At 60.1% G+C, this 26994-nt stretch carries 24 protein-coding genes and 1 pseudogene; 13 read left to right on the forward strand and 12 right to left on the reverse strand.

What is annotated here, in order from left to right:
• The first annotated feature begins 185 nt into the window (after window positions 1-185).
• From BK670_RS06390 to BK670_RS06400, 3 genes are read left to right on the forward strand one after another with little or no spacing between them, the layout of a single operon-like run.
• Entirely contained in the window at window positions 186-872 is a 687-nt protein-coding gene (locus BK670_RS06390; protein WP_161986630.1) for a CsgG/HfaB family protein, read from the forward strand.
• 29 nt (window positions 873-901) lie between these two features.
• Window positions 902-1270 carry a DUF4810 domain-containing protein gene (locus BK670_RS06395; protein WP_123449077.1) on the forward strand — a complete coding sequence of 123 codons (369 nt, stop codon included), beginning with the start codon at window positions 902-904 and terminating at the stop codon, window positions 1268-1270.
• On the forward strand, window positions 1267-1926 hold the full coding sequence (locus BK670_RS06400) for a DUF799 domain-containing protein (RefSeq protein WP_123449078.1): 660 nt from the start codon (window positions 1267-1269) through the stop codon (window positions 1924-1926). The genes BK670_RS06395 and BK670_RS06400 overlap by 4 nt, the downstream gene beginning before the upstream one ends.
• 211 nt (window positions 1927-2137) lie before the next feature.
• Here the strand turns inward: BK670_RS06400 and BK670_RS29825 are convergent.
• A pseudogene (locus BK670_RS29825) lies at window positions 2138-2313 on the reverse strand (flavin reductase family protein); the annotation flags it as partial.
• A gap of 114 nt (window positions 2314-2427) precedes the next feature.
• Between BK670_RS29825 and BK670_RS06410 the strand changes: the two are divergent.
• The 4 genes from BK670_RS06410 (at window position 2428) to BK670_RS06425 (ending at window position 8591) form a co-directional block, all read left to right on the forward strand.
• Entirely contained in the window at window positions 2428-3117 is a 690-nt protein-coding gene (locus BK670_RS06410; protein ID WP_123449079.1) for a GntR family transcriptional regulator, read from the forward strand.
• 133 nt (window positions 3118-3250) lie between these two features.
• Entirely contained in the window at window positions 3251-5362 is a 2112-nt protein-coding gene (locus tag BK670_RS06415) for a hybrid sensor histidine kinase/response regulator (RefSeq protein WP_123449080.1), read from the forward strand.
• A 207-nt stretch (window positions 5363-5569) separates the two neighbouring features.
• Window positions 5570-8203 carry an excinuclease ABC subunit UvrA gene (locus BK670_RS06420; RefSeq protein ID WP_123449081.1) on the forward strand — a complete coding sequence of 878 codons (2634 nt, stop codon included), beginning with the start codon at window positions 5570-5572 and terminating at the stop codon, window positions 8201-8203.
• A 124-nt stretch (window positions 8204-8327) separates the two neighbouring features.
• On the forward strand, window positions 8328-8591 hold the full coding sequence (locus BK670_RS06425; protein ID WP_123449082.1) for a hypothetical protein: 264 nt from the start codon (window positions 8328-8330) through the stop codon (window positions 8589-8591).
• Between the two features lie 57 nt (window positions 8592-8648).
• On the opposite strand, the gene BK670_RS06430 is transcribed toward BK670_RS06425, so the two are convergent.
• On the reverse strand, window positions 8649-9170 hold the full coding sequence (locus BK670_RS06430) for a DUF4142 domain-containing protein (protein ID WP_095120997.1): 522 nt from the start codon (window positions 9168-9170) through the stop codon (window positions 8649-8651).
• 204 nt (window positions 9171-9374) lie between these two features.
• Between BK670_RS06430 and BK670_RS06435 the strand changes: the two genes are divergently transcribed.
• Window positions 9375-9617, forward strand: coding sequence for an HP1242/YdcH family protein (locus BK670_RS06435; protein ID WP_016983385.1), 243 nt, complete (start codon window positions 9375-9377; stop codon window positions 9615-9617).
• Window positions 9618-9726: 109 nt separating this feature from the next.
• Entirely contained in the window at window positions 9727-9891 is a 165-nt protein-coding gene (locus tag BK670_RS29580; RefSeq protein ID WP_007912545.1) for a hypothetical protein, read from the forward strand.
• A 133-nt stretch (window positions 9892-10024) separates the two neighbouring features.
• On the opposite strand, the gene BK670_RS06440 is transcribed toward BK670_RS29580, so the two are convergent.
• From BK670_RS06440 to BK670_RS06455, 4 genes are all read right to left on the reverse strand, one after another.
• Entirely contained in the window at window positions 10025-11101 is a 1077-nt protein-coding gene (locus BK670_RS06440) for an SMP-30/gluconolactonase/LRE family protein (RefSeq protein ID WP_123449083.1), read from the reverse strand.
• Window positions 11098-12243, reverse strand: a complete 1146-nt coding sequence (locus BK670_RS06445; RefSeq protein WP_123449084.1) for a sterol desaturase/SRPBCC family protein — start codon at window positions 12241-12243, stop codon at window positions 11098-11100. The genes BK670_RS06440 and BK670_RS06445 overlap by 4 nt, the downstream gene beginning before the upstream one ends.
• A gap of 111 nt (window positions 12244-12354) precedes the next feature.
• Entirely contained in the window at window positions 12355-13218 is an 864-nt protein-coding gene (locus BK670_RS06450) for a LysR family transcriptional regulator (protein ID WP_007912548.1), read from the reverse strand.
• Between the two features lie 178 nt (window positions 13219-13396).
• Complete coding sequence (locus BK670_RS06455) at window positions 13397-15115, reverse strand: hydrogenase maturation protein (RefSeq protein ID WP_123449085.1); 1719 nt, start codon at window positions 15113-15115, stop codon at window positions 13397-13399.
• Between the two features lie 555 nt (window positions 15116-15670).
• Here BK670_RS06455 and BK670_RS06460 point away from each other — a divergent pair.
• Complete coding sequence (locus BK670_RS06460) at window positions 15671-16147, forward strand: MbcA/ParS/Xre antitoxin family protein (RefSeq protein ID WP_123449198.1); 477 nt, start codon at window positions 15671-15673, stop codon at window positions 16145-16147.
• Window positions 16144-16647 carry an RES family NAD+ phosphorylase gene (locus BK670_RS06465; RefSeq protein WP_123449086.1) on the forward strand — a complete coding sequence of 168 codons (504 nt, stop codon included), beginning with the start codon at window positions 16144-16146 and terminating at the stop codon, window positions 16645-16647. The genes BK670_RS06460 and BK670_RS06465 overlap by 4 nt, the downstream gene beginning before the upstream one ends.
• 100 nt (window positions 16648-16747) lie before the next feature.
• On the opposite strand, the gene BK670_RS06470 is transcribed toward BK670_RS06465, so the two are convergent.
• The gene (locus BK670_RS06470) at window positions 16748-17065 is read right to left on the reverse strand and encodes an SCP2 sterol-binding domain-containing protein (RefSeq protein WP_123449087.1); all 318 of its coding nucleotides are present in this window, start codon (window positions 17063-17065) and stop codon (window positions 16748-16750) included.
• A gap of 64 nt (window positions 17066-17129) precedes the next feature.
• The gene (locus BK670_RS06475) at window positions 17130-17840 is read right to left on the reverse strand and encodes a histidine phosphatase family protein (RefSeq protein WP_123449088.1); all 711 of its coding nucleotides are present in this window, start codon (window positions 17838-17840) and stop codon (window positions 17130-17132) included.
• 204 nt (window positions 17841-18044) lie between these two features.
• On the opposite strand from BK670_RS06475, the gene sohB reads away from it, so the two are divergent.
• The gene (sohB, locus tag BK670_RS06480) at window positions 18045-19076 is read left to right on the forward strand and encodes a protease SohB (protein ID WP_123449089.1); all 1032 of its coding nucleotides are present in this window, start codon (window positions 18045-18047) and stop codon (window positions 19074-19076) included.
• Window positions 19077-19143: 67 nt separating this feature from the next.
• Here sohB and BK670_RS06485 read toward each other — a convergent pair whose 3' ends face one another.
• Both BK670_RS06485 and BK670_RS06490 read right to left on the reverse strand, forming a co-directional pair.
• Complete coding sequence (locus tag BK670_RS06485; RefSeq protein ID WP_123449090.1) at window positions 19144-19638, reverse strand: DUF934 domain-containing protein; 495 nt, start codon at window positions 19636-19638, stop codon at window positions 19144-19146.
• A complete protein-coding gene (locus BK670_RS06490) occupies window positions 19622-21280 on the reverse strand; it encodes a nitrite/sulfite reductase (RefSeq protein ID WP_123449091.1) in 1659 nt (552 codons plus the stop codon). The genes BK670_RS06485 and BK670_RS06490 overlap by 17 nt, the downstream gene beginning before the upstream one ends.
• 525 nt (window positions 21281-21805) lie before the next feature.
• On the opposite strand from BK670_RS06490, the gene BK670_RS06495 reads away from it, so the two are divergent.
• Window positions 21806-22879, forward strand: a complete 1074-nt coding sequence (locus BK670_RS06495) for an ABC transporter substrate-binding protein (protein WP_123449092.1) — start codon at window positions 21806-21808, stop codon at window positions 22877-22879.
• A gap of 5 nt (window positions 22880-22884) precedes the next feature.
• On the opposite strand, the gene BK670_RS06500 is transcribed toward BK670_RS06495, so the two are convergent.
• Window positions 22885-23103: a DUF2970 domain-containing protein gene (locus BK670_RS06500; protein ID WP_123449093.1), complete on the reverse strand. Its 219-nt coding sequence runs from the start codon at window positions 23101-23103 to the stop codon at window positions 22885-22887.
• A gap of 178 nt (window positions 23104-23281) precedes the next feature.
• Complete coding sequence (gene metH / locus BK670_RS06505; RefSeq protein ID WP_123449094.1) at window positions 23282-26992, reverse strand: methionine synthase; 3711 nt, start codon at window positions 26990-26992, stop codon at window positions 23282-23284.
• Between the last annotated feature and the right edge of the window lie 2 nt (window positions 26993-26994).

Below are 26994 nucleotides of genomic sequence, written 5' to 3' on the forward strand. Positions count from 1 at the left end.
CTCTGTGGGAGCGAGCAGGCTCGCTCCCACACGGGATTTTTGTGTGCTGAGCCAAGCCAATTCATTGGCGTCAAAAAAGTCTGTCGTGAATGATGGCACTTTGTCATAATGCCGGCCCTTTTCAGCTCCCGAGCGCTTTGCCGTGCCGGGACATCCCCGTTTTTCAAAAGGAATACTCAGTGAGAATGATCTCCCGGATGCTGGTCTCAGGCGTTGCGATTGCGGTGCTCGGCACAATTGCCGGCACACTCGCCGGTTGCGCCACCGAAAGCTCCCGCGCGCTGCCGGTAGCCAAGGTTGAAAGCGCCACACAAGTCTGGACGGGCGTTCGTGTACCAATGGCCGTGGGCAAGTTCGACAACCGCTCCAGCTATATGCGCGGGATCTTCTCCGACGGCGTCGACCGTCTCGGCGGTCAGGCCAAGACCATCCTCATCACTCACTTGCAGCAGACCAACCGCTTTAGCGTGCTGGATCGCGACAACATGGGCGAAATCCAGCAGGAAGCCGCAATCAAGGGCCAGGCCCAGCGTCTGAAAGGTGCTGATTACGTAGTGACCGGCGACGTCACCGAGTTCGGCCGCAAAGAGACCGGCGATCACCAGTTGTTTGGCATTCTTGGCCGTGGCAAGACTCAAGTGGCCTACGCCAAGGTCAACCTGAACATCGTCAATATCAGCACCTCCGAAGTGGTCTATTCGACTCAGGGCGCCGGCGAATATGCCTTGTCCAACCGTGAAATCATCGGTTTCGGCGGCACCGCTGCCTATGACTCTACCCTCAACGGCAAAGTACTGGATCTGGCCATGCGCGAGGCGATCAATCGTCTGGTTGATGGCATGAACGCCGGTGCCTGGAAGCCGGGCAACTGATCGACGCCCATTGCAAGGAGCAACACCCCATGACTCTGAATTTGTCGCGCTCGTTGATGGCGCTGACGCTGGCCGCCAGTGCCTTGCTGGCCGGTTGCAGCAGCCCGAAAACCCTGTATCAGTGGGAAGGCTACGAGCCCCAGGTCTACGAATACTTCAAAGGCGAAGAGCCGAAGGAAGCCCAGGCCGAAGCACTGGAACGTGACCTGCAGAAAATCCGCTCCACCGGCAAGGCTGTACCGCCGGGCTACCACGCGCACCTTGGCTTGCTCTACCTGAGCATGGGCAAGGACGATCAGATGGTGCAGCAGTTCAACACCGAAAAAACGCTGTTTCCCGAGTCCGGTACATACATGGACTTCCTGCTCAAGAACGCCAAGAGCGGAGACGCGAAATGATCGCGCGTACCTTGAAACTGCTCGCCGCCGGTCTGGCCCTGACCGTGCTGGGTGGCTGCGTCGCGCCCAAGACCGTGGACTACTCGGCCTACAAACAGGCGCGGCCGAAGACCATTCTGGTGCTGCCGCCGCTGAACACCTCGCCGGATGTGAAGGCGTCGTACAGCCTGTTGTCGCAGGTGACGTTCCCCCTGGCCGAGGCCGGTTACTACGTGCTGCCGATTACGCTGGTTGACGAGACGTTCCGCCAGAACGGCCTGACCACGCCGGATGACATCCATCAGGCTCCGCCAAACAAACTGAAGGAAATCTTCGGTGCGGACGCCGCGCTGTACATCACCGTCACCGAATACGGCACGCGTTACATGGTGATCAGCAGCGAAACGGCTGTGACTGCGACGGCCAGACTGGTCGACCTGAAAAGCGGCACCACGCTGTGGACCGGTACGGCTCGGGCGTCGAGCGAAGAGGGTGGCAACAACGGTGGTGGTGGTCTGATCGGCATGCTGATCACGGCGGCGGTGAAGCAGATCATCAACAGCTCCACCGATGCCGGCTACCCGATTGCCGGCGTGGCGAGCAATCGTCTGCTGTCGGCCGGGCATCCGGCGGGTTTGCTGTACGGTCCGCGTTCGCCGAAGTACGGCACTGACTGATAGATCAAAAGATCGCAGCTTTCGGCAGATCCCACAGGGCCATGCCTATCGGATGCGATCTGTGGTGAGGTAGCTTGCTCCCGCCGGGCTGCGAAGCGGCCCCAAAACCCAACGTCGCGATGAATCTGATTCTCCGCGTCGTTTGGTTTTACCACTGCTGCGCAGCCGAGCGGGAGCAAGCTCCCTCGCCACAGACTCTCGCAGGATCGTTTCATTGGGCTGTAGGCCAAAACCGCTCGCCATCCTCCGTTGTTTCCGTCCACGCGGCCCCGATTGATCAATGTACAGCGTCTGCGGATCGCCCCCCTCATCGCGCACATGCGCCCTCAACACCTCGGCAAAAAAGCCCTCCCGCGACTGGCCGATGTTCAGCGCCATCATCTGCCGGTATGCAATCTATGAATGCAATTTGGACATGCCCGGATTACTCTGCGTCTGCCGCCCTTTTCCATGGCCAGGTATCGCCAGGGGCTGGTTGCCCGATGCTGAAGGAGCATTCGAATGACCGAAAAGAAACTGGAAACCACGGTCGACCGCGTCTACCAAGGGGTTTACCAGGCGATCAGCAAGCGTTCGTTACGCCCGGGGATGAAGTTGGGCGAGGCCTCGCTGGCCGAGTTATTCAATGTCAGCCGCACGTCGGTGCGCGCGGCATTGAAGCAATTGGAAGCCGATGGACTGGTCACCACCGAGCCGAATAAAGGGGCATCGGTGTCGCTGCCGAGCAATGAAGAGCTGCGTTCGCTGTTCGAAACCCGCCGGCTGATCGAGATCGGCATCGTCACCGAACTGTGCCGGCGCAAGGACAGTGCGGCAATGCAGGATTTGCGCGAACACCTGCTGCTGGAAGATGAAGCCCACGCAGCGGGCGATCACGAACGGCTGATCCATCTGCTCGGCGAGTTTCACATCAAACTGGCGCGCAGCCTCAATAACCCTGTACTGCTCGACTGGTTCCAGAAGCTGATCTCCCGCGCCTCGCTGTACGCTGCGGCGCTGGATGACGACAGCCATGAAGTCTGCCGTGACGACGAACACCTGCGCCTGATCGAATACATCGAGGCCGGTAATCAGAGCGCCGCCATCGAGCTGACCTGCATGCATCTCAACGGCATCGAGAAGGCCATTCTCGACGTCGCCGCGAAGATGAAAACTGGCTACCATCCGCTCAAGCACCTGATCGGGGTCTAGCCCCGGACAGGGATGAAATCGGCTATATATCATATGAAACCAATGCGACTGGAGGCGCTCGAAACAGACGGGCGTCGCGTCGTTATGGCATCGCGATTTATCGGGCAATCACCAAAGGACACTGAGTCAGTCGATGCAGTTTTTATCCGATAGCCATGGTTGTGAGGGCTGGAAAGGCGAAATGGCCGGGCGCATCAGCGCGTTCGACTGGAGCCACACCGAACTCGGTCCGCTCAATAGCTGGCCGGCCAGCCTGTGCAGCGCGGTGCAACTGATGCTGGCATCGCCGCTGCCGATGGTCATGCTTTGGGGCTACGCCGGGTACATGATCTACAACGACGCCTATTCGAAATTTGCCGGTGGTCGCCACCCGTATCTGCTCGGTTCGCCGGTTGAGTTAGGTTGGCCAGAGGTCGCCGATTTCAACCGGCACGTGGTCGATACCTGCCTGGCGGGCGGCACCTTGTCGTTTCGCAATAAAGAACTGGTGCTGTTGCGCGACGGCGTCCCCGAAGACGTCTGGATGGATCTCTATTACAGCCCGGTGGCCAATGATGACGGCAAGCCGGCCGGGGTCATGGCGATGGTGGTGGAAACCACCGAATTCATACATTCCGAACGCCGGCGTCAGGAAGCTGAAAGTGCTTACCGCGCTGACAATGAACGGGTGCGTCTGGCGCTGAATGCCGGGGCCTTGCTCGGTTCGTTTGTCTGGGACGTGAAAAACAACACGCTGTCGGCGGATGAGCGATTCGCCCGCACGTTTTCGTATCCGCCGGATCAGAACTTGAGCGACCTGCCTCAGGACATCGCCGAATCGCGCATCCACCCCGATGATGCAGCCTGGGTGCAGGAGCGGATCGTCCATTCGGTGCAGACCGGTGAGCCGTATAACGCCGAATATCGCGTGCGGCGCAGTGACGGCAGTTATTCCTGGGTGCTGGCCAGTGGCGCCTGTGAGTTCGACGAACAGGGTGCGCCGTTGCGCTTTCCCGGCGTACTGATCGACATCCATGAACGCAAGATTGCCGAAGAATCCCTGCTCAAATTTACCCGCAATCTCGAACAGCGCGTGGGCGAAGAAGTCGAGGCGCGGCTGGCGGCGGAAGAGCAGTTGCGCCAATCACAGAAGCTCGAAGCCATTGGCGGTTTGACCGGTGGCGTCGCTCACGACTTCAATAATCTGCTACAAGTGATCGCCGGCAATCTGCATCTGCTCGCGCGCCACGAGCCGGACAACGCCAACGTGCAGCGGCGTGTCAGCGCCTCGCTGGCGGCGGTCGAGCGCGGGGCCAAGCTGTCCTCGCAACTGCTCGCGTTTGCCCGGCGTCAGCCGTTGTCGCCGGCGGTATGCAACCCGCGGCAGATCTTTGAAGGCCTCGGCGAATTACTGCAGCGAGCGCTGGGTGAAACCATTCAGATCGACGTGCAGTTGCCGCAACAACCGTGGCACATCAACGTTGATCGCAACCAGTTGGAAAACGCCATTCTCAACCTGGCGATCAACGCCCGTGATGCGATGAAGGGCGAGGGCACCATTGCGCTCAGCGCTGCCAATGTGCGGCTCGAGCGCGAGTTCTGTGCCGGCAAAGGCATCGTTCCCGGCGAGTTTGTCCGCGTCGCGGTGAGTGACTCCGGCGCCGGCATCCCGCCAGAGATTCTCGAGCAAGTGTTTGAGCCGTTCTTCACCACCAAGGCCGACGGCCAGGGCACCGGGCTGGGCCTGAGCATGGTGTTTGGCTTCGTCAAGCAGAGCGGCGGGCATGTCGAAATCACCAGTGCCCTCGGTGAAGGCACGCGGGTGCAGCTGTACTTCCCGCGCAGTCTGCGGCCGATCCTTGATGAGGCGCCCAATCTGCAAAGGCAGCAGAGCGGCGGCCACGAAACGATTCTGGTGGTCGAGGACAACGACGCGGTGCGTGCCTCGGCAGTCGAGTTGTTGCGCGAGGAGGGCTATCGCGTATTGACCGCCGGCCATGGCGATGCGGCCATGCAAATGTTGCTCGAAGGTGTCGAGGTGGACCTGATCTTCACTGACGTGGTCATGCCGGGGCTGATCAAAAGCTCCGACCTGTTCGCCTGGGCCAAAGTACAGACGCCGCCGGTGGCGGTGCTGTTTACCTCCGGGCACACCCGCGACATCATTTCACGCAATCACCAGTTAAGTCCCGACACGCACTTGCTCGGCAAACCGTACAGCCCGGAAGCCATGTTGCAGATGATCCGGGTGGTGCTGGGTGCCTGACTGGGTACACCAATAACGTGTGGCGAGGGGATTTATCCCCGACGGAGTGCGAAGCGCTCCCCTGCATTTATCCAGCTGAACCGTATTCTCAGGATTGGCGACTGCTGCGCAGCCGATCGGGGATAAATCCCCTCGCCACAAAGGTTTCACTAGCCACAAGAATCTCGTCAATTACGGAGATTGAAACTTTCCAGACAAGGCCCGCCAATGACTTCCAAGCGTAATTCCAAAGCGCCCGCCGGCATGGTCCGGGTACGCGGCGCCCGTGAACACAACCTGAAAAACGTCGATGTCGACATCCCCCGCGATGCCTTGGTGGTGTTCACCGGGGTGTCCGGTTCGGGCAAATCGTCCCTGGCGTTCTCGACCTTGTATGCCGAAGCCCAGCGCCGCTACTTCGAATCCGTGGCGCCGTATGCGCGACGGCTGATCGATCAGGTCGGCGTGCCGGATGTCGACTCCATCGAAGGCCTGCCGCCGGCCGTGGCCCTGCAGCAGCAGCGTGGCACGCCGAGTACGCGCTCGTCGGTGGGCAGCGTGACCACGCTGTCGAGCCTGATCCGCATGCTTTATTCGCGCGCCGGCAGCTATCCACCGGGGCAGCCGATGTTGTATGCCGAGGACTTTTCGCCGAACACCCCGCAAGGCGCGTGCCCGGAGTGCCATGGTCTGGGGCGGGTGTATGAAGTCACCGAGGCGCTGATGGTGCCGGACCCGAACCTGACCATCCGCCAGCGCGCGGTGGCGTCCTGGCCACTGGCGTGGCAGGGGCAGAACCTGCGCGACATCCTTGTGACCATGGGTATCGACGTCGACATCCCGTGGAAAAAACTACCGAAAAAACAGCGTGACTGGATTCTCTTCACCGAAGAAACCCCGACCGTGCCGGTGTACGCCGGGCTGACCCCGGAGGAAACCCGCGTCGCCCTCAAACGCAAGATGGAGCCGAGTTATCAGGGCACCTTCACCGGCGCCCGGCGCTACATCCTGCACACGTTTACCCATTCGCAAAGTGCGCTGATGAAGAAGCGCGTATCGCAATTCATGCTCGGTAGCCCTTGCCCGTTGTGTGACGGCAAACGCCTGAAGCGTGAAGCATTGTCGGTGACATTTGCCGGGTACGACATTGGCGAGCTGTCGCAGATGCCGTTGTTGCAAGTGGCCGAGGTATTACGGCCGGTGGCAGCGGCCAGTTACCTCGAACACGCAGAAGAAACCGGTGAGACCTTGAGCCACGCGCAAACCCGCGAAGCGCGCCAGCAGCGCGTGGCCCACGGCGCCAGCGGCCACGCGAGCGCGCCGGACGTGCGCCACACGCCCAACCTGTCGCTGGAGAAACGCCTGGCGGCGCAGCGCATCGCCGAAGATCTGCTGGAGCGGGTCAGCACCCTGACCGATCTGGGCCTCGGTTATCTGGCGCTGGAGCGCAGCACGCCGACGCTGTCGTCCGGTGAGTTGCAGCGCTTGCGCTTGGCGACGCAACTGGGCTCGCAATTGTTCGGGGTGATCTACGTGCTCGACGAACCCTCCGCCGGTTTGCACCCGGCCGATGGCGAGGCGTTGTTCGAGGCGTTGCAGCGCTTGAAAGCTGACGGCAATACGCTGTTTGTGGTCGAGCACGACCTGGAAACCATGCGCCGCGCTGACTGGCTGATCGATGTCGGCCCGGCGGCGGGCGAGCAGGGTGGGCAGGTGCTGTACAGCGGCCCGCCCGCCGGTCTGGCCGAGATCGCGGCGTCGCAGACTCGCGCCTACCTGTTTGCCGAAGCGCAGCGCCAGACACGCGCGGCGCGCAAACCGACGGCGTGGCTGAAACTCGATGGCATCACCCGCAACAACCTCAATAACCTCAGCGCCGAATTTCCGCTGGGCTGCTTCACCTCGGTGACCGGCGTGTCCGGCTCGGGCAAGTCGAGCCTGGTCAGTCAGGCCTTGCTGGAACTGGTCGGCGCGCAGTTGGGGCGTCCGACGGTAGAGAGTGAGCCGGAAGAACTCAGCCTCGAAGACGACGCGCCGCAGGTCAGCAGCGGCCAGGTCACGTCGGGGCTGGAGTCGATCAAGCGGCTGGTGCAGGTCGACCAGAAACCCATCGGCCGCACGCCACGTTCCAATCTGGCGACCTACACCGGGTTGTTCGACAACGTGCGCAAACTCTACGCTGCCACCGACGCGGCACGGGCCGCCGGCTACGACGCCGGGCAATTTTCCTTCAACGTCGCCAAGGGCCGTTGCGCCACGTGCGAGGGTGAAGGCTTTGTCAGTGTCGAGTTGTTGTTCATGCCGAGCGTCTATGCGCCGTGCCCGACTTGCCATGGTGCGCGCTACAACCCGCAGACGCTGGCGATTCTCTGGGAGGGTTTGAGCATTGCCCAAGTGCTGCAGTTGACCGTCGAGGAAGCGGTGACGGTGTTTGCCGAGCAGCCGGGGATTCGTCGTTCATTGGAGGTGTTGCGCGATATCGGCCTCGGTTATTTACGCCTGGGTCAGCCGGCCACGGAGCTGTCCGGCGGCGAAGCGCAGCGGATCAAACTGGCTACCGAGTTGCAGCGCAACCAGCGTGGCGCGACCTTGTATGTGCTGGATGAACCAACCACCGGGTTGCATCCGCGCGATGTCGACCGGTTGCTGGAGCAACTGGATACGCTGGTGACGGCCGGGCACACGGTGATTGTGGTCGAGCACGAAATGCGCGTGGTGGCGCAGAGTGACTGGGTGATCGATATCGGGCCGGGGGCGGGGGATCAGGGCGGCAGGATTGTCGCTGCGGGCACACCGCAGAAGGTAGCGGCGAGCAAGAAGAGCAAAACTGCGCCGTTTTTGGCCAGAGCCTTGAACCGGTAATTGCGGCGGTCCGACTGGCACCATCAAGGTTGCGGCGATGTTTTGAACGATGGCGCGGGGCAGGCTTCGAATCATTAACACCCGGCGGTTGTGTGTCGGGCGTGACTTGACCAACGAGGTGGCCATGAACGAGCAAACGAAGCAGAGCCAATCTGGCGAACCGATCAATCGCAATGATCCAGCGATCGACCCGCAGGTCCCGGGGCAACCGGCGCCGACGCAGCAGCAGGGTGAGAAAGAACAGGCTCAGAGCGCCGATCCGGCAGTCGATCAGAAGAACCAGAATACCGATAACGACAACGAGTTCAGTCCGGGCTTTGAGCCAAAACCGGATCGGGCCAAACCGGGAGAGGAGACGGATGCGGACATCGATACGGACGGCGGTTGATTTCGGCAGATATGACAAGGCCGCATCTTAGAGATGCGGCCTTTTTTGTGACGACCGTTACTTGCTCGGATGTTTGGCCTGCAGCTCTTTAGCGGCGGCCAGATGTTTTTCCAGCCCCGGCAGCATTTTCTGCGCAAACGCTTTCAGTTCAGTCGCGCCTTTGACCTTGTCATCGGTCACGGTATTGGCTTGTTTCTTGAACAGCTCGATAGTCTCTTCGTGCGCCTTCACCTGATTGTTGGCGTACGCCGCGTCGAAAGACTCATCACGCACTTCGAGGATTTTTTCCTTGGCCTGTTTGACCAGGGTCGTGGTGTCCGGGACTTCGATGTCGTTAGCCTTGGCAATGCTCGCCAGTTCGTCATTGGCCTTGCCGTGATCGGTGATCATCATGTTGGCGAACGCCTTGATGTCAGCCGATTGGCTTTTTTCCAGGGCCAGACGGCTGGTTTCGATTTCGGCAATCCCACCGGCTGCGGCGTTGTCGACGAAGTCATTGTCAGTCGCAGCGAAAGCGCTGCCCATGCCGCTGCTCAAAGCGACAGCCAGAACCAGATGCCGCAGGTTGAATCCGTCCATTGTGTATCTCCACGCAGTTTTTGTTAGTGTTAAGCAATGGAGGCAGCAAGGCGAATAAAGGTTTGATCGCATTTGCGACAGGGCGACGAACGGACACCGCTGGTCTGACAGGTGGTCGACAGAAGCGCCCAACCGAGGCCATTCTGATAACTGGCCCGCGCAATCGGTCGCGTTGGCCAGCCGATCAACTGACGGAGGTGTTCCATGCCGGTGACCCATGATCTGTTACAGGACTTGAAGCTTACAAAGGAAGAGATCCAGCAAAAACGCACCGCGGATCCACATCTGGACGCACTGATCAACAAGTACTCCCAGGCGGACGCCGAGGTGGTCAAGGCCGAGACTGCCACCTCGGATGCGCCCAGCGACGACACGCTGAAAAAACTCAAAGAGAAACGCCTGCAGGTTAAAGACAAGATCGTCGAGCAATTACAGGCGCGAACCTGAAGCCCTGTTGATCCGCCGACCTACGGTTGCGGATTGACGGGAACGACAGCCACGACCGGCACCTCGAAACTACAGAGTCTTCTATCAGCGACTCATTGCGAGGTGCCTTATGAACGATCCGAAATTCCCCAGTGAAGAGCAGGGCGCATTCGACCCGGTTCCCACCCATCCCGAACCGAACAGCCCGGCGCATACCACGGCCAATCCTGAGGAGCCGGACGAGGATCTTCCCGAAGACGAAGATCCGGATAAGTTCGACAAGTCCAGCAACTGACAGACCGCCATCGCCAGCAGGCTCGCTCCCACAGGGTGCTTTGCTGTCCACAGCATTTGTGCTCAACACAATCCACTGTGGGAGCGAGCCTGCTCGCGAAGGCGTCAGCGCATTCACCACAAAGTTGCCAGATTCACTTCAGGGCCGCATCCAATGGCATCCGCGCCATATGCATCGCCTTCAGCGAGCCAAAATACAACCACGGCCCATACTCGCGCACCGTGGTAATCGGCGAGTAATTGCCACTGCTCGCATCCTGCAAATTGGCAATCACCTTGCCCTCCAGATCCAGGCCCAGCACAAACCCGCGCTTCTCCACCGGTTTCGGCAGCACCGTCAATGCCCGCACGATCATCTTGCGCACGAACGGATGCCCGGCGGTACCGTCGAGTAGTGCATTGCGCGGCGCATACAACGCCACCCAGAAGCGATTGCTGCCATTGAATGCGAGGTTGTCCGGCAGCCCCGGCAAGTTGTCGATGAACAGGTCGTGAGTGCCGGCTTTCGGCCCGGTCAGCCAATAACGGCTGATGCGGTAGGCGCCAGTTTCGTTGACCAGCACATAAGCGTCTTCCGGGCCGAGGGTCACGCCGTTGGCGAACTCAAGCTTGTCGAGCAGGACACTGGTTTTACCGCTCTGGAAGTCATAGCGCAGCAGACGTCCGTCGCCGCCATGCTCAATGATCGCCTCGCCGTCATGCCCATAGCCCCAACGGCTGGAAGCATCGCTGAAATAGGCGTAATGCCCGGACTTGTCGATGGCCACGTCATCGGTGAAACCAAACGCCAGACCGTTGGCCGCCGTGGTCAAAGGCACCAGCTGACCTTGCGCATCAAGGGACAGCAAGCCCTTGACCGCGTCAGCGATCACCAGCATGCCGTTCGGATGCCGGGCCAGGCCCAGCGGGCGGCCACCGGTATCGGCGAGTACTTTGCGCTGCTGGCCGTCGAGGCTGCTGCGGATCAGTCGACCGTCGTGCAGCCCGGTGATCAGGAAGTCACTCTCCAGCAGCAGGGCTTCCGGCCCGTCGATGTCGCTCGGCCCGACCTGCGCTGCGCCTTTGAGTTTCTGGTTCGCGGCGTAGAGACCTTCTTCCAGCGATGGCGCTGGCGGTGGCTTCCAGGCCACGGGTTCGACTTTGGTGGGCATCAACAATAAAAACCCGATGACGATAAGGACCAGCAGCAACAGCAGATGTCTGAATTTCACGCGCTGGCCCTCGCCGAGGCCAGGTAGCGGGCGACCATGTCGCGCAGCGCCAGCATTGACGCGGCAGATTCGCGCTCGATGCGCCGTTTGAGCAGCAAGCGATTGGCGATGCGCATGCCCAGGCCGTCGAAGCGATAATCCAGTGTGCGCACAAACCGCGTGCCGCTGCCTTCAGCGCTGCATTCATAGGTCAGCAACAGCGACAAGCCATGATCGCCTTGCGCCCGCGCGCACCAGCGCCGGCCGGGCAGGTACTCGGTGACTTCCCAGCGCAAATGGCCCGCGCGCCCGCCAGCATGAATGTCCTCTTCGAAGCGCGCCCCCGCATGTAACGGGCCTTGCGCGCCGTCGATTTTCAGCGACGACGGGTGCCACTCCGGCCAGCGACTGACACTGGCGGCGTAGGCCAGTACGGCGATGGGTTCACCAGCGATATCGATCGGGTGCTGCAGGCGGGTCATGGGCATATTCGAATGGCTCAAAGGGGTGGTTTCCGGCTCCCAGTAAAGGGTGCCGAACAGGTAGTCCATCAGCGGCAAAACGATGTTGAAATTGAGCTCCTGCATGTGTTCGCGACGGTGATGCAGTTCGTGCAAGCGGCGCATCTGGCGGATCCACGGCAGGCGGGTCAGCGGGTTATGCGGCGGCAGGTGTTCGCAGGCGTGGAATATTTCGTAAGTCAGATAACCGAGGACCATGCACCCGCCAAACAGCCCGGCAACGTTGGCGTTTATCGGTGCGATCAGCCACCACAACGGCAGGGTGATCAGCAGTGTGTGCAGCACGATCAGCCATGCGGGGAACAGAATCACCCGCCAGTCACGGGCGCTGTCGTAGGTCATGTGGCCGGGGGTGAAGAAACTGTGATGATCGCCGGCATGCCGGGCGTAGAACATTTTCGCGAAGGTCTTTTTGTGGTGGCCGAGATGGCGATGGACCTTGTACACGCCGAAATTGAACAACAGCAGGGTCAATGGCACCGTCAGCCACTCCAGGAGACTGACCTGCTGCACGCCGCTCCAGAACGCAGCGATGGCCAGCACGCCGAACAGCAGCACGAAAGTGCCGTGCAGCCACGGGTTGTACAGCGGATGAATGGCCGCACGGTAGCGGCTGCGAAAGATCTCGGTGGTCTGCCTCACTGCGTCACCTGCGGGTATTGTTGTTATACCCGGCAGATTAGCCGATCCGGCCGTTTGTGCAGGCCACACCTCAATGTCACTTGCGCCATGATCGGGAGCAAAGCCGCCGCATCAGCTCAATGGATTCCAGCGTTGCGACCAGTCGTCATCGGTGCGGATCACTTCGCGCAGCAGGTGGAAGGCTTGCTGCAGCGTCGCCGAATCGCGATCGCGTGAGTAGACAAGGTAGGTCGGATAGCCGAACTCCGGGGCTTTGGTCACCGCCTCAAGCGCACCGCTTTCCAGGTAAGTGCGCACGACACGGGTACGGAAGTAGCCGCTGCCGCCATGTTCGAGAATGTACTGCAAGGCCAGCGGGCCGAGGTTGAAACTCAGCGCCGCTTTGGCTTTTTCCGGCAGGGCGGCGTCATGCTGGCGGCGGAAATCCGGGCCCCAGTCGATGTAGACGTAGGGATCGGGACGGTCGGGGGCGCGGACCAGAATCAGTTTTTCTTCCAGCACTTGCTCGACCTGCAAGCCCGGCCAGTATTCCGGTTGATAGACCAGCGCGGCGTCGAGCACACCAAGTTCCAGTTGGCGCAGGAGGTTTTCGCCGTCGCGGATTTCCATGCGCAGGGCATGCCCGGGAATCTTCTCGCGCAGCTCCGCCGCCCAACTGAGCATCAACGGGTTGCACAGGCTGACTTCACCGCCGATGTGCAGCACGTTGTGATAACCCTCGGGCAGCGGCAGGTCGCGGCGTGCGGCTTCCCAGGTCTGCACCAGTTGATTGGCGTAGACCACAAAGGCCTCGCCATTGGGCGTCAGTTTCGCCCCTGCACGGTTGCGCACAAATAGCGTGCTACCCAGCTGGCTTTCGAGTTTCTGCACCCGGGCGGTGATTGCCGTTTGCGTGACGAACAGCTTCTGCGCGGCTGCGGCGAGGCTGCCGTGACGGACGATTTCCAGAAAGGTGCGAGCGAGATCGATGTCCATGGGCGGGCCGGTGTTTGAGGTGGGCGCATTGTAAGTGCCCACTTGATACCGCGTCATCGTTCATCGCGAGCAGGCTCGCTCCCACAGGTGTTGTTGTCGGCCACAAAATCCGGTTTTACAGCTGAACTCTGTGGGAGCGAGCCTGCTCGCGAAGAGGCCGTTCCCGGTCAGTGAAGAATCAATTGGCCAACTCGACCGAACGCCCCCGTGCCCACGCCTCGATCAACCGCGCCGGCGTGCCACAAACCTTGCGCTTGTAGACAAAATTGCGGCACTTCTCGGCAAACTGATTGCGGTTGTAGAGCATGTCTTCCTGCATCTCTTGCAACTCGGTTTCGCGGCACTCGCGGACCAACACCTGATCGACCCGTGCCTTGCGCTCGCGCACCGCTGCATAGGTCGGATCGCTCACCAAGCTGTTGGCCCGTTGCAGCAACCACAGGGCAAACTCGTCCGGGCAGCGCGGGCCGATTTCCTGAACCATGCCCAGTTGCCACGCCTGCACCGCGCTCACCGGCAGACAGGCCTGGGTCAATTGCTCGGCCATTGCCGGGCCGACGGCGCGGGGCAGGCTGTAGGTCCAGTATTCGGAGCCGTACAAGCCCATGCTCTTGTAATGCGGATTGAGCACGATCTCGGCGCGGGCAAAGACAATGTCAGCCGCCAGCGCGAGCATCACGCCACCGGCGCCGGCATTGCCGGTCACGCCGCTGACCACCAGTTGCCGGGCTGTCAGCAGTTCTGCGCAGACATCGTCGATCGCTTGAATATTGGCCCAGGCTTCGGCACCGGGATCCTGCGCGGCCTGAATCACATTCAAATGCACGCCGTTGGAAAAACTGCCGCGCCCGCCCTTGATCAACAGCACCTGGGTATCACGGGATTTGGCCCAGCGCAGCGCGGCGACCATGCGCTGGCATTGCTCGGTGCTCATGGCGCCGTTGTAGAACTCGAACGTCAGCTCACCGACGATGCCGGATTCGCGGTAGCGAATCGGTTGATACGCTTCGTCACTGAACGGCTGCGTGGCAACTGACCAGTCCAGCACCGGCACCTCGGCCAATTGCCCGGCCAACAGGTGCCGCGCCGGTTGTTTGAACGTCTCCTCGCCAGGCTGCGGTTTGCGCCGCAGTGCGCCAATCCACAGGCTTTGATCACCGGCGGCGACCAGCACTGCATCGTCATGCACCGCAAGAATCTCGCCGGGCATGCCACTGCGCGCATCCAGGTGCGCGTCGTACACGTAATACTGTCCGCCGGCCAGGCTCGCCAGCACGCCGGGCTGGCCGTCGGCGGCATCGATGCAGCGTTTGATGAAACGCGCGCAATCGTGCCAGCTGAAACTGCGGTCGACCTGTTTCATGTTCGGCTGCAAACGCCCGCGCACTTTCGTATCGGCATAATTCAGAGCCACCGGCTCGAAGCCTTCGACGAATTTCTCCACCACTTCGCGTATGCAGCAAATCGCCGCATCACTGACCCGGCCGTTGTACAGCTCGGATTTGCGCAGGCCCGGCGGCAGGTTGAATTCGCAGGTGGCCCACACCGGGCCGGCGTCCATTTCCTCGACCGCTTGCAACGCGGTGACGCCCCAGCTCGGCAGCTCGTTGGTAATCGCCCAGTCGAGGGCACTAGCACCGCGATCGCCGACGATACCCGGATGGATGATTACCACCGGCCGCTCGGTGTTGCTCCACAGCGTTTGCGGCACACGGTCCTTGAGGAACGGGCAGATCACCAGATCCGCGCCGCTGTTCTCGATGTGTTCGCACACGGTTTGTTCATCGGTAAACAGCACAACGCTGGGCGAGTGCCCGGCCTCGCGCAGTTCCAGCCAGGCGCGTTGGGTCAGGCCATTGAATGCTGACGACAGCAGGATGATGTTGAGTGGTCGCATGATTGCTCTTCCTTGAGTGGGTTCAGCCACGGGCTCTCGCTGAGCCGTCCCTGGCCTTCGATGGAGCCGCGAGATTAATGAGTGACCGCCCACGCGCCAGTGATCGAAGTCAACGTTCTGTCAGCCAATGTTTCTGCGGCGACGAAGCGCTTTATGCTCAATGGTTTGCCTGTGCTGGTTTTTTATTGCTTAAAATTTCGCCGAAGCTATTGCGCAGTCGCGCCTGATCAGAGCCGGACGGGCGACAGTGGTGGCTGGATGTGAGTGATCACTTCGGCGGCTGATGGCCGGATGTCTTGCGTTTACGTCCTACGGAAAATGCAGGGTTTTGCGGCAAGCAGGGGATATTTCCGACGACCTTTTCAGGTTGGTCGTCGGAAGCGCGATCTATAGCATCGGACCTGACATTGAAGTCGCTGAGCGGCTTGAACGCTCAGGCTCCCGGATCAAGGATCAATTATGCGTACCCCACACATCGAGCATGAAAGCAAAGTTTATTCCCTGCGCAACTTCTGGATCGATGATCGCGCCAGATGCCCCACGGAGGATGTCGCGATGCCCACAGCAAAAGTGCCCCGGCTGACGGGGCTGAAGAAGGTCGCGGGCAAGCCTGTCGATCTGCTCGTCAACGGCCAGAACATCGGTGACGATGCCCTGCTGATCATCCGCCTTACCGAAGAGGGCTTTGAGCTGCGCGATGTCGTCAACATGCTTTCAACTTCCGAGATGTACCTGCGCGAAGACATGGTCAGACGCATCACCGGCAAGTCTGTAAGAACCGTGCGCCGGCTCATGAAGGAAGGTAAACCGGTACGGCTTGACCCGCAGCAGAGTGTCGTCGCCTACCAATATGCGCTGGTGCTCGAGATGGCCACTCGGGCATTCGCAGGGCAATCGCGGGCGGAGGCATGGATGCAGAAACCCAGCCCTTATCTGAGCGGCCACGTGCCGTTGGAATTTATCCGGCATCCACTGGGTTTCCAGATGGTGGAACAATACTTGTGGCAGATCATGTCCGGGGTTTACCCATGAATCCCTTGCCTTGGGACGAGCACTGGTATGCCTGGCGGCTTGACCCCGAGGCCTACGGGACTACGTGGGACAGCGGGATAGGTTCAGAACTGAATGGAGGTCGATGGAATGCGCCTGGCCGGCGAGTCGTCTACGCATCCGTCGACCCGTCTTCGGCGATTCTGGAGGTGGCAGCCAATAACAGTTTTAATGCGCTCGACAGTAAGCCGTATGTACTGACGTGCTTTGAAGTCATCAACGATGCCAAGGTCAGAATCGTGCAGCCGGAAGAGGTGCCGAACCCATACTGGTTGAGCCCCGCACGGCCTTCACCCAATCAGCAGTTGTTTGCCGATGCGCTATTGGCCGAGCATCCGTTTGTGTTGATCCCCTCGGCGGCGACACGGCATTCGTGGAATCTGCTGGTGAGCTGCGAACTGGCGGAGGGGCAGTTCCAGATGGTCTCCCAAGAAAGGTTTGGCCTGGACACCCGGTTGTTGAAGGAGATGGCGTTGGCCTGATACGCAGGCAAATGACCGCAGCGTGCCGAAGCTCCTGCAAGACCAAAACGCAAAAATCCCACCACAGGGGGCGGGATTTTTGTGCCGCTGAACGTCGCTATTACGACGGGAACAGCTCGGACAGTTTCATCGACAGCATCATGTCGCCTTCAACGCGCAGCTTGCCGCCCATGAAAGCCTGCATGCCATCGGTTTCGCCGCTGACGATACCTTTCAGGGTTTCGCTGTCCAGTACCAGCGTGCAGTTGGCGTCCGGGTTCTCGCCTTCCTGGATATCGCAAGTGCCATCTTTGACGATCAACGCGTATTGCTTGTCTTCGTCAGTGATGTTGAAACCGAAAATCAGATCCAGACCGGCAGCAGCGGCTGGGTTGAACTTGGCTTGCATTGCTTTTACGGCATCGGCTACGGAGGTCATGGTTCGGTCCTTTCTTGGATAATGGGTGCTGGTTGATTACAGCAAGGTTCACAGCTAACCGGACTCAGCGGAAAGTGATGAGTTCCGGAGCCTTCAGCAGCTGCAGATGCGCATGACTGTTGAAGGAGGCCAAAGCCACCTCGCGACCGCGGAACTTCAGCTGGTTGAGCGAGGTGTTGACGATTTGCCAGTTCAATTCAAAGGCCTGTCTGGCAGGCATTTGCGTAATGAGGTGGAGCAGGGCAGTAATAGTGCCGCCGGAGGTGAACACGGCGATTTTCTGATTTTTTTCCGCCAGATCGAGGATCCGGTGCAGTCCGCCCTGAACCCGTTCGACAAAACCCAGCCAGCTTTCCAGCCCTGGGGTGTCGTAAGTGCCGGTCAGCCAGCGCTCGATGATCAGGGCAAAAATGCGCTGGAATTCGCCACGGTTCTGCGCGGCATTGCGCAGGATATCGAGGGCTTCCGGCTCGTCCGCCAACATGTCCGGGAGCAGGGCGCGGATCACCGCGTCGGCATCGAACTCGTTGAACGCCGAATCGGTTTCCAGGGTCGGCACCGGCAGGCCTTTGGCGGCGTATTGCGCTAGTGCGCTGGTGGCCGTGTGCTGCTGACGACGCAGGTCACCGGCGAGGCAGCGATCGAAGCTGATGCCCAGTTCAGCGAGGTGCTGACCAAGGATTTCTGCCTGACGCACACCGGTCGGTGACAGGACGTCATAGTCGTCTGCACCAAAGGAGGCCTGGCCATGTCGAATCAAGTAGATGCTGCCCACGTCCGCGTCATCCCGGTACGTTGAAGGTTGTGGCGAGGTTATGAGGATGACGGGTAGCTGTCAATGAAAAAACATACGCTTGTTTGAAATGCCCGTTACAGGGGTGTTGCCAGAGGTTTCACGGCTGGCCGACAAGCCGGCGCATGGGTATGCTGGAGCCATCCCGCGTGTGCCTCACATCCGCGCATCGTTTAAGGAGTCTCTGTGGAGTTTTTCACCGAATACGCCAGTTTTCTGGCCAAGACCGTCACCCTGGTAGTCGCCATTCTGGTGGTGCTTGCCAGTTTTGCCGCATTGCGCAGCAAGGGCCGGCGCAAATCGGCCGGTCAGTTGCAGGTCAGCAAACTCAATGATTTCTACAAGGGCCTGCGTGAGCGCCTGGAGCAGACATTGCTCGACAAGGATCAGCTCAAGGCTTTGCGCAAGGGCGAGGCCAAGTCCGAGAAAAACGCGAAAAAACAGAAGAAGCAACCCGAAGCCAAATCGCGTGTGTTCGTGCTGGATTTTGACGGCGACATCAAGGCCTCGGCCACTGAAAGCCTGCGCCATGAAATTACTGCACTGCTGACCCTCGCCACACCAAAAGATGAAGTGGTCCTGCGTCTGGAAAGTGGCGGCGGCATGGTTCATAGCTACGGCCTGGCGTCCTCGCAACTGGCGCGTATCCGTGAAGCCGGCGTGCCGTTGACCGTGTGCATCGACAAGGTCGCGGCCAGCGGCGGGTACATGATGGCGTGCATCGGCGAGAAGATCATCAGCGCACCGTTCGCGATTCTCGGCTCGATCGGCGTGGTTGCACAGCTGCCTAACGTCAACCGCTTGCTGAAGAAGCACGACATCGATTTTGAAGTTCTTACCGCTGGCGAGTACAAACGCACTCTGACCGTGTTTGGCGAAAACACCGAGAAGGGCCGGGAGAAGTTCCAGGAAGACCTGGACATCACCCATCAATTGTTCAAGAACTTCGTCGCCCGCTACCGCCCGCAACTGGCGATTGATGATGTGGCTACCGGTGAAGTCTGGCTCGGTGTCGCGGCGCTCGACAAACAACTGGTCGATGAACTCAAGACCAGTGATGAATACCTCGCAGACCGGGCGAAGAAGGGCGAGGTCTATCACTTGCACTACGCCGAACGCAAAAGCTTGCAGGAGCGTATCGGCATGGCCGCCAGTGGTTCGGTCGACCGCGTGCTGCTGAGCTGGTGGAGCCGTCTGACCCAGCAGCGTTTCTGGTAAATCAGGTAGCCATAAAAAAACGCCGGTCACATGACCGGCGTTTTTTTGTCCGCAGTAAACTGCAGGCTTAGCGGCGACGGAACAGCGGCAGCGGTTCGTCGGTGGCAGCCTGGTAGGTCACCGAAAAGTCCTTGAGACCTTCCAGGGCTTCGTACGGGTCTTTGTCCGCACGTACGGCAAAGGCGTCGAAACCACAGCGGTGCATGTAGAACAGCTGGTCGCGCAGCACGTCACCAATCGCCCGCAGTTCGCCTTTGAAACCGTAACGGTCACGCAGCAGGCGGGCGTTGGAGTAGTTGCGGCCGTCAGTGAAGGCCGGGAAATTCAGGGCAATTACCTGAAACTCATCCACGTCGTCACCGATTTCCTCGGCTTCTTCGTCGGCGTCCAGCCATACACCCAAACCACCGTCACGGGCCTTGAGCATGCGGCTGTGTTCGCGCCACAGTTGCAGCGGCACGATCAGGTCGTCGCAGTTGCTGATTTCGTCGATGTTGAAATCCTTGGGCAGCAAGTGCCAGGTTTCGTCGACGACCGCGTTGTTCTTAATGATTCGCTGCATAGACGCGTTCCTTGAAGAGGTCGATGCCAATACGCTGGTAGGTGTCGATGAAGCGCTCGTCTTCGGTACGTTGTTCAACGTACACGTCGATCAGCTTCGAGATCACGTCCGGCATGGCTTCCTGAGCGAAGGACGGGCCGAGGATCTTGCCCAGGCTCGCATCACGGCTGGCGCTGCCGCCGAGGGAGACCTGATAGAACTCTTCGCCTTTCTTGTCCACGCCGAGGATGCCGATGTGGCCGACGTGGTGGTGACCACAGGCGTTCATGCAGCCGGAGATGTTCAGGTCCAGCTCACCAATGTCGAACAGGTAGTCGAGGTCGTCGAAACGACGCTGGATCGATTCGGCAATCGGGATCGACTTGGCGTTGGCCAGCGAGCAGAAATCACCGCCAGGGCAGCAGATGATGTCGGTCAACAGACCGATGTTCGGCGTGGCGAAACCGCCTTCACGCAGTTCACCCCACAGGGCGAACAACTGGCTTTGCTCGACGTCGGCAAGAATGATGTTCTGTTCGTGCGAGGTACGCAGTTGACCGAAGCTGTAGCGGTCGGCCAGATCGGCGACGGCGTCGAGCTGCTTGTCAGTGATATCGCCCGGGGCAACGCCGGTCGGTTTCAGCGACAGGGTCACGGCCACATAGCCCGGCTTCTTGTGCGCCAGGGTGTTGCGGGTGCGCCAGCGGGCGAAACCTGGATGCTCTTTGTCCAGTTCGGCCAGTTGCGCGGTCTGGTTGTCCAGCGCCTTGTAGTCCGGATCGACGAAGTGCTTGGCCACGCGCTGCAGTTCAGCTTCGGTCAATGTGGTCTGGCCACCGCGCAGGTGTTCCATTTCCGCATCGACTTTCTGCGCGAACACTTCCGGCGTGAGCGCTTTGACGAGGATCTTGATCCGCGCCTTGTATTTGTTGTCGCGACGGCCGTAGCGGTTGTAGACCCGCAGGATGGCGTCGAGGTAGCTCAACAGGTCCTGCCACGGCAGGAACTCGTTGATGAACGCGCCGACTACCGGGGTACGACCGAGGCCACCACCGACCAGCACACGGAAACCCAATTCGCCCGCGGCGTTGTGCACCGGCTCAAGGCCGATGTCATGGACTTCAATGGCGGCACGGTCAGCGGTCGAACCGTTGACGGCGATCTTGAACTTACGTGGCAGGTAGGCGAATTCCGGGTGGAACGTGGTCCACTGACGGACGATCTCGCACCATGGGCGCGGGTCGATCACTTCGTCGGCAGCGACACCGGCGAACTGGTCGGTGGTGACGTTGCGCAGGCAGTTGCCGCTGGTCTGGATCGCGTGCATCTGCACGGTGGCCAGTTCAGCCAGAATGTCCGGGATGTCTTCCACCGCCGGCCAGTTGAACTGCACGTTCTGCCGCGTACTGATGTGGGCATAGCCCTTGTCGTAGTCGCGGGCAATCTTGGCCATCATGCGCATCTGACGCGAAGTCAGTTGGCCGTAAGGCACCGCCACACGCAACATCGGCGCGAAACGCTGGATGTACAGGCCATTTTGCAGGCGCAGGGGGCGGAATTCTTCTTCGCTCAGCTCACCTGCCAGATAGCGTCGGGTCTGATCACGGAACTGCTTGACGCGGTCCTCGATGATCCGCTGATCGTACTCGTCGTATACGTACATATAAGTCCTGTTCTCAGGCTTGGGCCATTCGGAGTAGCACTGCGTTTTCGCTTGCTGGAGTCCGATTGTGCCTCTGCAATTCTGCGCGCACGGCCGCGCACTCCCTAACGGAGCCGGGGCAATATACCCGTTTGGAGTTATGCGCAAAAGTGATGTTTGAGTATATGTAAAGAACCAAATCGCCTAACGAGAATGGCTGGCAACTAACCCACATTTGTCGTGCGGACAATCATCGTCTTAACTGTGGTCGAGTCTTTCTGCAATCACCGATAAAACCGACAAGAGGCGATGCAATGAGCAATCCGACCAAGGCAAGAAAAAGCGACAGCAGTGTCGATGCGTGGGCCATTTTGTTCCTGATCATTCTCGTAGTAGGGACGGCGGTATTCTGGGTCAGCCATCAGTAAACGACCCATCCGGGCCCGCTTCCGACAGATTGTCGGACAAAAAACGGGATCAGGCGTCAATAGCCGGTAAATCGAAGGCTATAATGCTCGGCCATTTTTCCTTGGGCCCGGATGCTTCATGTTCAAGTTTTTCCATATCAGTCTTCTATTGTTCGGCGCGCTGGTCCAGACCGGCGCGCGGGCAGAGTCTGTGCTGTTTTTAAATCCGGGCTTGACGCAGGAGACGTTCTGGGTCAGCTATTCGCAATTCATGCAGGCGGCCGCTCATGATCTGGGGATCGATCTGCAGATTCTCTACTCCCAACGCCAGCCCGAACTGACCCTGGCTCAGGCGCGCGTCGCGTTGCAGGGGCCGAATCGTCCCAAATACCTGGTGTTCGTCAACGAACAATACGTCGCCCCGCAAATCTTGCGTCTGGCCGAGAACAGTGGCGTGAAGCTGTTTATGGTCAACGTGGCGCTGACACCGGACCAGCAAGCGCTGGTCGGCGAGCGGAGCGACCGCATCGGCAGCCTGGTGCCGAATGACGAGGAGGGCGGTTACCTGATGATGAAGGAGCTGATTCGCCTGCAACCGTCGACGCCCGCTGCCGAGCCGATTGAAGTGTTGGCGTTCTCCGGGCTGAAGCTCACCCCATCGGCACAGTTGCGCGAGCGCGGCATGCAGCGGGCGCTGGCCGAACACCCACAGATCCGTCTGCGGCAATTGGTCTACAGCGGCTGGAGCCAAGAGCGCGCCTATGAGCAGGCCAAACAGCTGTTCGCCCGTTACCCTAAGGTGTCGCTGGTGTGGTCGGCCAATGATGAAATGGCTTTCGGCGCAATGCGCGCGTACGCCGAGACCGGCAAAGTCCCCGGCAAAGATGCCTTGTTCAGTGCGGTCAATACCTCACCGGCAGCCTTGCAGGCCTTGATTGACGGGCGCTTGAGCGCGTTGGTTGGGGGGCACTTCACCTTGGGCGGCTGGGCGTTGGTCGAGTTGCATGATTACGAACAGGGCGTTGAGTTGAATCACTACGGGGGCCGCGACCGGCAGATTCCCTTGTTGCAATTGATCGACAAACCGCAAGCCCGGCAACTGCTGGCCATGGGCACGTCGGCGAACTACGGCGTGAATTTTCGCAAGCTCTCGGCCAAGGGGCAACCGAGCTCGTATCGCTACCCGTTCAGCTTGCAGACCCTGATGCGCTGACTGCGTCAGACCCCGGCGAAATGCAGCACCAGTTTGACGATGGCAAACAGCGTCAACGCGAAGATGGCGGTGAACAGAATGCCCAGCACCACGAAATGGCTGGGTTTGCCATGGGTGAAGTCCCTTGCCCGGTTCTTGCCGCTCTGCACCCCGAACGCCGCCGCCATCACGCTGTGCAGCATCTGCCAGAAGGTCGGCGGTTTGTTGTCGACTGGATCGTCCATAAATCCCTCGTCTGCCGTGTGTGTCAGACAAGCATAGCCAACTGTTTCAAGGGCACCGCAAAAACAAATGTGGGAGCGAGCTTGCTCGCGAAAGCGTCGGGTCGGGCAACATCAATGTTGAATGATCGACCGCTTTCGCGAGCAGGCTCGCTCCCACAGGGGGGGCGTTAGGGCGTGATTAGTTGTCGTAGCCGAGGTTTGGCGCCAACCAGCGCTCGGTCACGCTCAGCTCCTGGCCTTTACGCGAGGTGTAGCTCTGCACCTGATCCTTGTCGACCTTGCCCACGGCGAAGTACTGCGCCTGCGGGTGGGCGAAGTACCAGCCACTGACCGCTGCCGCCGGGAACATCGCGTAGTGCTCGGTGAGGAACACGCCGCTGCGGCCGGCGCGCATTTCTTCGGCCTCCGGGTCGAGCAGGGCGAACAGCGCCGCTTTCTCGGTGTGATCCGGGCATGCCGGGTAACCCGGAGCAGGGCGGATGCCGCTGTATTGCTCTTTGATCAGCGCGTCGTTGTCGAGCACTTCGTCCTTGGCATAACCCCAGTGCTCTTTACGCACCCGCTGGTGCAGCCATTCGGCGCAGGCCTCGGCCAAACGGTCGGCCAGAGCCTTGACCATGATCGAGTTGTAATCGTCGCCAGCGTCCTGATAAGCCTTGGCTACTTCTTCGGCACCGATGCCGGCGGTGGTGATGAAACCACCGACGTAGTCGGTCACTTCGCTGTCCTTCGGTGCGACGAAGTCGGCCAGCGAGAAGTTTGGTTTGCCGTCGGTCTTGATGATCTGCTGGCGCAGGTGATGCAGCTTGGCCAATGGCTTGCCGTCATCGCCGTACAGTTCGATGTCGTCGTCATGCACCTGATTGGCCGGCCAGAAACCGAACACCGCACGGGCGCTGATCAGCTTCTCGTCGATCAGTTTGGCGAGCATCTCCTGCGCGTCCTTGTACAACGCGGTGGCGGCTTCACCGACCACTTCGTCTTCGAGAATGCGCGGGAACTTGCCGGCCAAGTCCCAGGAGATAAAGAACGGTGTCCAGTCGATGTATTCGGCCAAGACCTTGAGGTCGATGTTGTCCAGCACCTTGCTGCCGGTGAAGGTCGGTTTCACCGGCTGGTAATTGGCCCAGTCGAACTGTGGCTTCTTGGCAATCGCGGCGGCGTAGCTCAGGCGCTCGGTGCGGGCGCTGCGGTTCGAGGTGCGTTCGCGCACATCGATGTACTCCAGACGCGTCTTCTCGACGAAACCGGCCTTCAATTCTTTTGACAGCAATTGCGTCGCCACGCCCACCGCACGGGAGGCGTCGGTCACGTAGACCACGGCATCGTTGCTGTACTTCGGCTCGATCTTCACCGCCGTGTGCGCTTTGGACGTGGTGGCGCCACCGATCATCAGCGGCAGATGGAAGTCCTGACGCTGCATCTCGCGCGCCACGTGGACCATTTCGTCCAGCGACGGGGTGATCAGGCCGGAGAGGCCGATGATGTCGCACTTCTCTTCTTTGGCCACCTGCAGAATCTTTTCCGCCGGCACCATCACGCCGAGATCGACGATGTCATAGCCGTTGCAACCGAGCACCACGCCGACAATGTTTTTGCCGATGTCGTGCACGTCACCCTTCACTGTGGCCATGAGGATCTTGCCCTTGGCCTCCGGCTTGTCGCCTTTTTCCAGTTCGATAAACGGGATCAAGTGCGCCACGGCCTGCTTCATCACGCGGGCGGATTTCACCACCTGCGGCAGGAACATTTTGCCGGCGCCAAACAGGTCACCGACGATGTTCATGCCGGACATCAACGGGCCTTCGATCACTTCGATCGGGCGCGCGAACGACTGGCGCGATTCTTCGGTGTCTTCAACGATGTGCGTGGTGATGCCTTTGACCAGCGCATGCTCCAGACGCTTGTTGACGTCCCAGTTGCGCCACTCTTCGGTCTCGGCTTCCTTGACGCTGCCGTCGCCCTTGTACTTGTCGGCGATGGCGAGGAGGGCGTCGGTGCCTTCCGGCGTGCGGTTGAGGATCACGTCTTCTACGGCGTCGCGCAGCTCCACAGGGATCTGGTCGTAAATCTCCAGCTGCCCGGCGTTGACGATGCCCATGGTCAGCCCGGCGCGGATTGCGTACAGCAGGAACACCGAGTGAATCGCCTCACGTACCGGATTGTTGCCACGGAACGAGAACGACACGTTGGACACGCCGCCGGAGCTCAGTGCATACGGCAGCTCGTCGCGGATGTAGGCACAGGCGTTGATGAAGTCCACCGCGTAGTTGTTGTGTTCTTCAATGCCGGTGGCCACGGCGAAGATGTTCGGGTCGAAGATGATGTCTTCCGGCGGGAAGCCGACTTCGTTGACCAGAATGTCGTAGGAGCGTTTGCAGATCTCTTTTTTGCGCGCTTCAGTGTCAGCCTGGCCTGCTTCGTCGAATGCCATCACCACCACCGCAGCGCCGTAGCGCTTGCACAGTTTGGCGTGGTGGATGAACTGCTCGACGCCTTCTTTCATGCTGATCGAGTTGACGATGCCCTTGCCCTGAATGCACTTGAGGCCGGCTTCGATCACTTCCCATTTCGACGAGTCGATCATGATCGGCACGCGGGAGATGTCCGGTTCACCGGCGATCAGATTGAGGAAGGTCACCATGGCCTTCTTCGAATCAAGCATGCCTTCGTCCATGTTGATGTCGATCACCTGCGCGCCGGCCTCGACCTGCTGCAGGGCGACTTCCAGCGCTTCGGTGTAGTTGTCTTCACGGATCAGGCGGGCGAACTTGGCGGAACCGGTGATGTTGGTGCGCTCGCCGACGTTGACGAACAACGAGCTGCGATCAATGGTGAACGGCTCCAGACCCGAGAGGCGGCAAGCCTTGGGGATGTCCGGAATTTCACGCGGCGCGTAACCGGCGACGGCTTTGGCGATGGCCTCGATGTGGCCCGGCGTGGTGCCGCAGCAACCGCCGACGATGTTAAGGAAACCGCTCTGGGCGAATTCTTCGATAACCTTGGCGGTTTGCGACGGCAGCTCGTCGTACTCGCCGAATTCGTTCGGCAGGCCGGCGTTCGGGTGCGCGGATACATGGGTGCTGGCCTTGTTCGACAGCTCTTCCAGGTACGGACGCAGTTCACTGGCGCCGAGTGCGCAGTTCAAACCGACCGAAATCGGCTTGGCGTGCGCCACCGAGTTCCAGAACGCTTCGGTGGTCTGGCCGGACAAGGTACGGCCGGAGGCATCGGTGATGGTCCCGGAAATCATGATCGGCAGTTCGAGGTGCAGCTCTTCGAACACGCCTTGCACGGCGAAGATCGCCGCTTTGGCATTGAGGGTGTCGAAAATGGTTTCGATCAGGATCAGGTCAGCGCCGCCCTCGATCAGGCCTTTGGTGGCTTCGGTGTAGTTTTCCACCAGCTCATCAAAGGTGACGTTGCGGTAGCCCGGGTTGTTGACGTCCGGCGACAGCGAGCAGGTGCGGCTGGTCGGGCCTAGCACGCCGGCGACGAAACGCGGCTTGGCCGGGTTCTCGGCAGTCTTGGCGTCGGCAATCTTGCGGGCCAGTCGTGCGCCTTCTACGTTTAGCTCGTAGGCCAGTTCTTCCATGCCGTAGTCGGCCATGGAAATGCGCGTGGCGTTGAAGGTGTTGGTTTCCAGAATGTCGGCGCCGGCATCCAGGTAGGCTTTCTCGATGCCGCCGATCACGTCCGGACGGGTGATGACCAGCAGGTCGTTGTTGCCCTTGACGTCACTCGGCCAGTCCGCGAAGCGTTTGCCGCGATAATCCTGCTCTTCGAGCTTGTAGCTCTGGATCATCGTGCCCATACCGCCGTCGAGTATCAGGATGCGCTCTTTGAGGGCTTGCTTGAGAGCTTGAAGGCGGACGCTGCGATCGGACATTT

Source organism: Pseudomonas fluorescens (assembly GCF_003732425.1).
Taxonomy (GTDB): domain Bacteria; phylum Pseudomonadota; class Gammaproteobacteria; order Pseudomonadales; family Pseudomonadaceae; genus Aquipseudomonas; species Aquipseudomonas fluorescens_BE.

What these genes read in the sequence shown, in the direction of transcription:
- BK670_RS06390 (WP_161986630.1), top strand. Translation starts at nt 186, where the DNA reads ATGATCTCCCGGATGCTGGTCTCAGGCGTTGCGATTGCGGTGCTCGGC.
- BK670_RS06395 (WP_123449077.1), top strand. Translation starts at nt 902, where the DNA reads ATGACTCTGAATTTGTCGCGCTCGTTGATGGCGCTGACGCTGGCCGCC.
- BK670_RS06400 (WP_123449078.1), top strand. Translation starts at nt 1,267, where the DNA reads ATGATCGCGCGTACCTTGAAACTGCTCGCCGCCGGTCTGGCCCTGACC.
- BK670_RS06410 (WP_123449079.1), top strand. Translation starts at nt 2,428, where the DNA reads ATGACCGAAAAGAAACTGGAAACCACGGTCGACCGCGTCTACCAAGGG.
- BK670_RS06415 (WP_123449080.1), top strand. Translation starts at nt 3,251, where the DNA reads ATGCAGTTTTTATCCGATAGCCATGGTTGTGAGGGCTGGAAAGGCGAA.
- BK670_RS06420 (WP_123449081.1), top strand. Translation starts at nt 5,570, where the DNA reads ATGACTTCCAAGCGTAATTCCAAAGCGCCCGCCGGCATGGTCCGGGTA.
- BK670_RS06425 (WP_123449082.1), top strand. Translation starts at nt 8,328, where the DNA reads ATGAACGAGCAAACGAAGCAGAGCCAATCTGGCGAACCGATCAATCGC.
- BK670_RS06430 (WP_095120997.1), bottom strand. Translation starts at nt 9,170, where the DNA reads ATGGACGGATTCAACCTGCGGCATCTGGTTCTGGCTGTCGCTTTGAGC.
- BK670_RS06435 (WP_016983385.1), top strand. Translation starts at nt 9,375, where the DNA reads ATGCCGGTGACCCATGATCTGTTACAGGACTTGAAGCTTACAAAGGAA.
- BK670_RS29580 (WP_007912545.1), top strand. Translation starts at nt 9,727, where the DNA reads ATGAACGATCCGAAATTCCCCAGTGAAGAGCAGGGCGCATTCGACCCG.
- BK670_RS06450 (WP_007912548.1), bottom strand. Translation starts at nt 13,218, where the DNA reads ATGGACATCGATCTCGCTCGCACCTTTCTGGAAATCGTCCGTCACGGC.
- BK670_RS06455 (WP_123449085.1), bottom strand. Translation starts at nt 15,115, where the DNA reads ATGCGACCACTCAACATCATCCTGCTGTCGTCAGCATTCAATGGCCTG.
- BK670_RS06460 (WP_123449198.1), top strand. Translation starts at nt 15,671, where the DNA reads ATGCCCACAGCAAAAGTGCCCCGGCTGACGGGGCTGAAGAAGGTCGCG.
- BK670_RS06465 (WP_123449086.1), top strand. Translation starts at nt 16,144, where the DNA reads ATGAATCCCTTGCCTTGGGACGAGCACTGGTATGCCTGGCGGCTTGAC.
- BK670_RS06470 (WP_123449087.1), bottom strand. Translation starts at nt 17,065, where the DNA reads ATGACCTCCGTAGCCGATGCCGTAAAAGCAATGCAAGCCAAGTTCAAC.
- BK670_RS06485 (WP_123449090.1), bottom strand. Translation starts at nt 19,638, where the DNA reads ATGCAGCGAATCATTAAGAACAACGCGGTCGTCGACGAAACCTGGCAC.
- BK670_RS06490 (WP_123449091.1), bottom strand. Translation starts at nt 21,280, where the DNA reads ATGTACGTATACGACGAGTACGATCAGCGGATCATCGAGGACCGCGTC.
- BK670_RS06495 (WP_123449092.1), top strand. Translation starts at nt 21,806, where the DNA reads ATGTTCAAGTTTTTCCATATCAGTCTTCTATTGTTCGGCGCGCTGGTC.
- BK670_RS06500 (WP_123449093.1), bottom strand. Translation starts at nt 23,103, where the DNA reads ATGGACGATCCAGTCGACAACAAACCGCCGACCTTCTGGCAGATGCTG.
- metH (WP_123449094.1), bottom strand. Translation starts at nt 26,992, where the DNA reads ATGTCCGATCGCAGCGTCCGCCTTCAAGCTCTCAAGCAAGCCCTCAAA.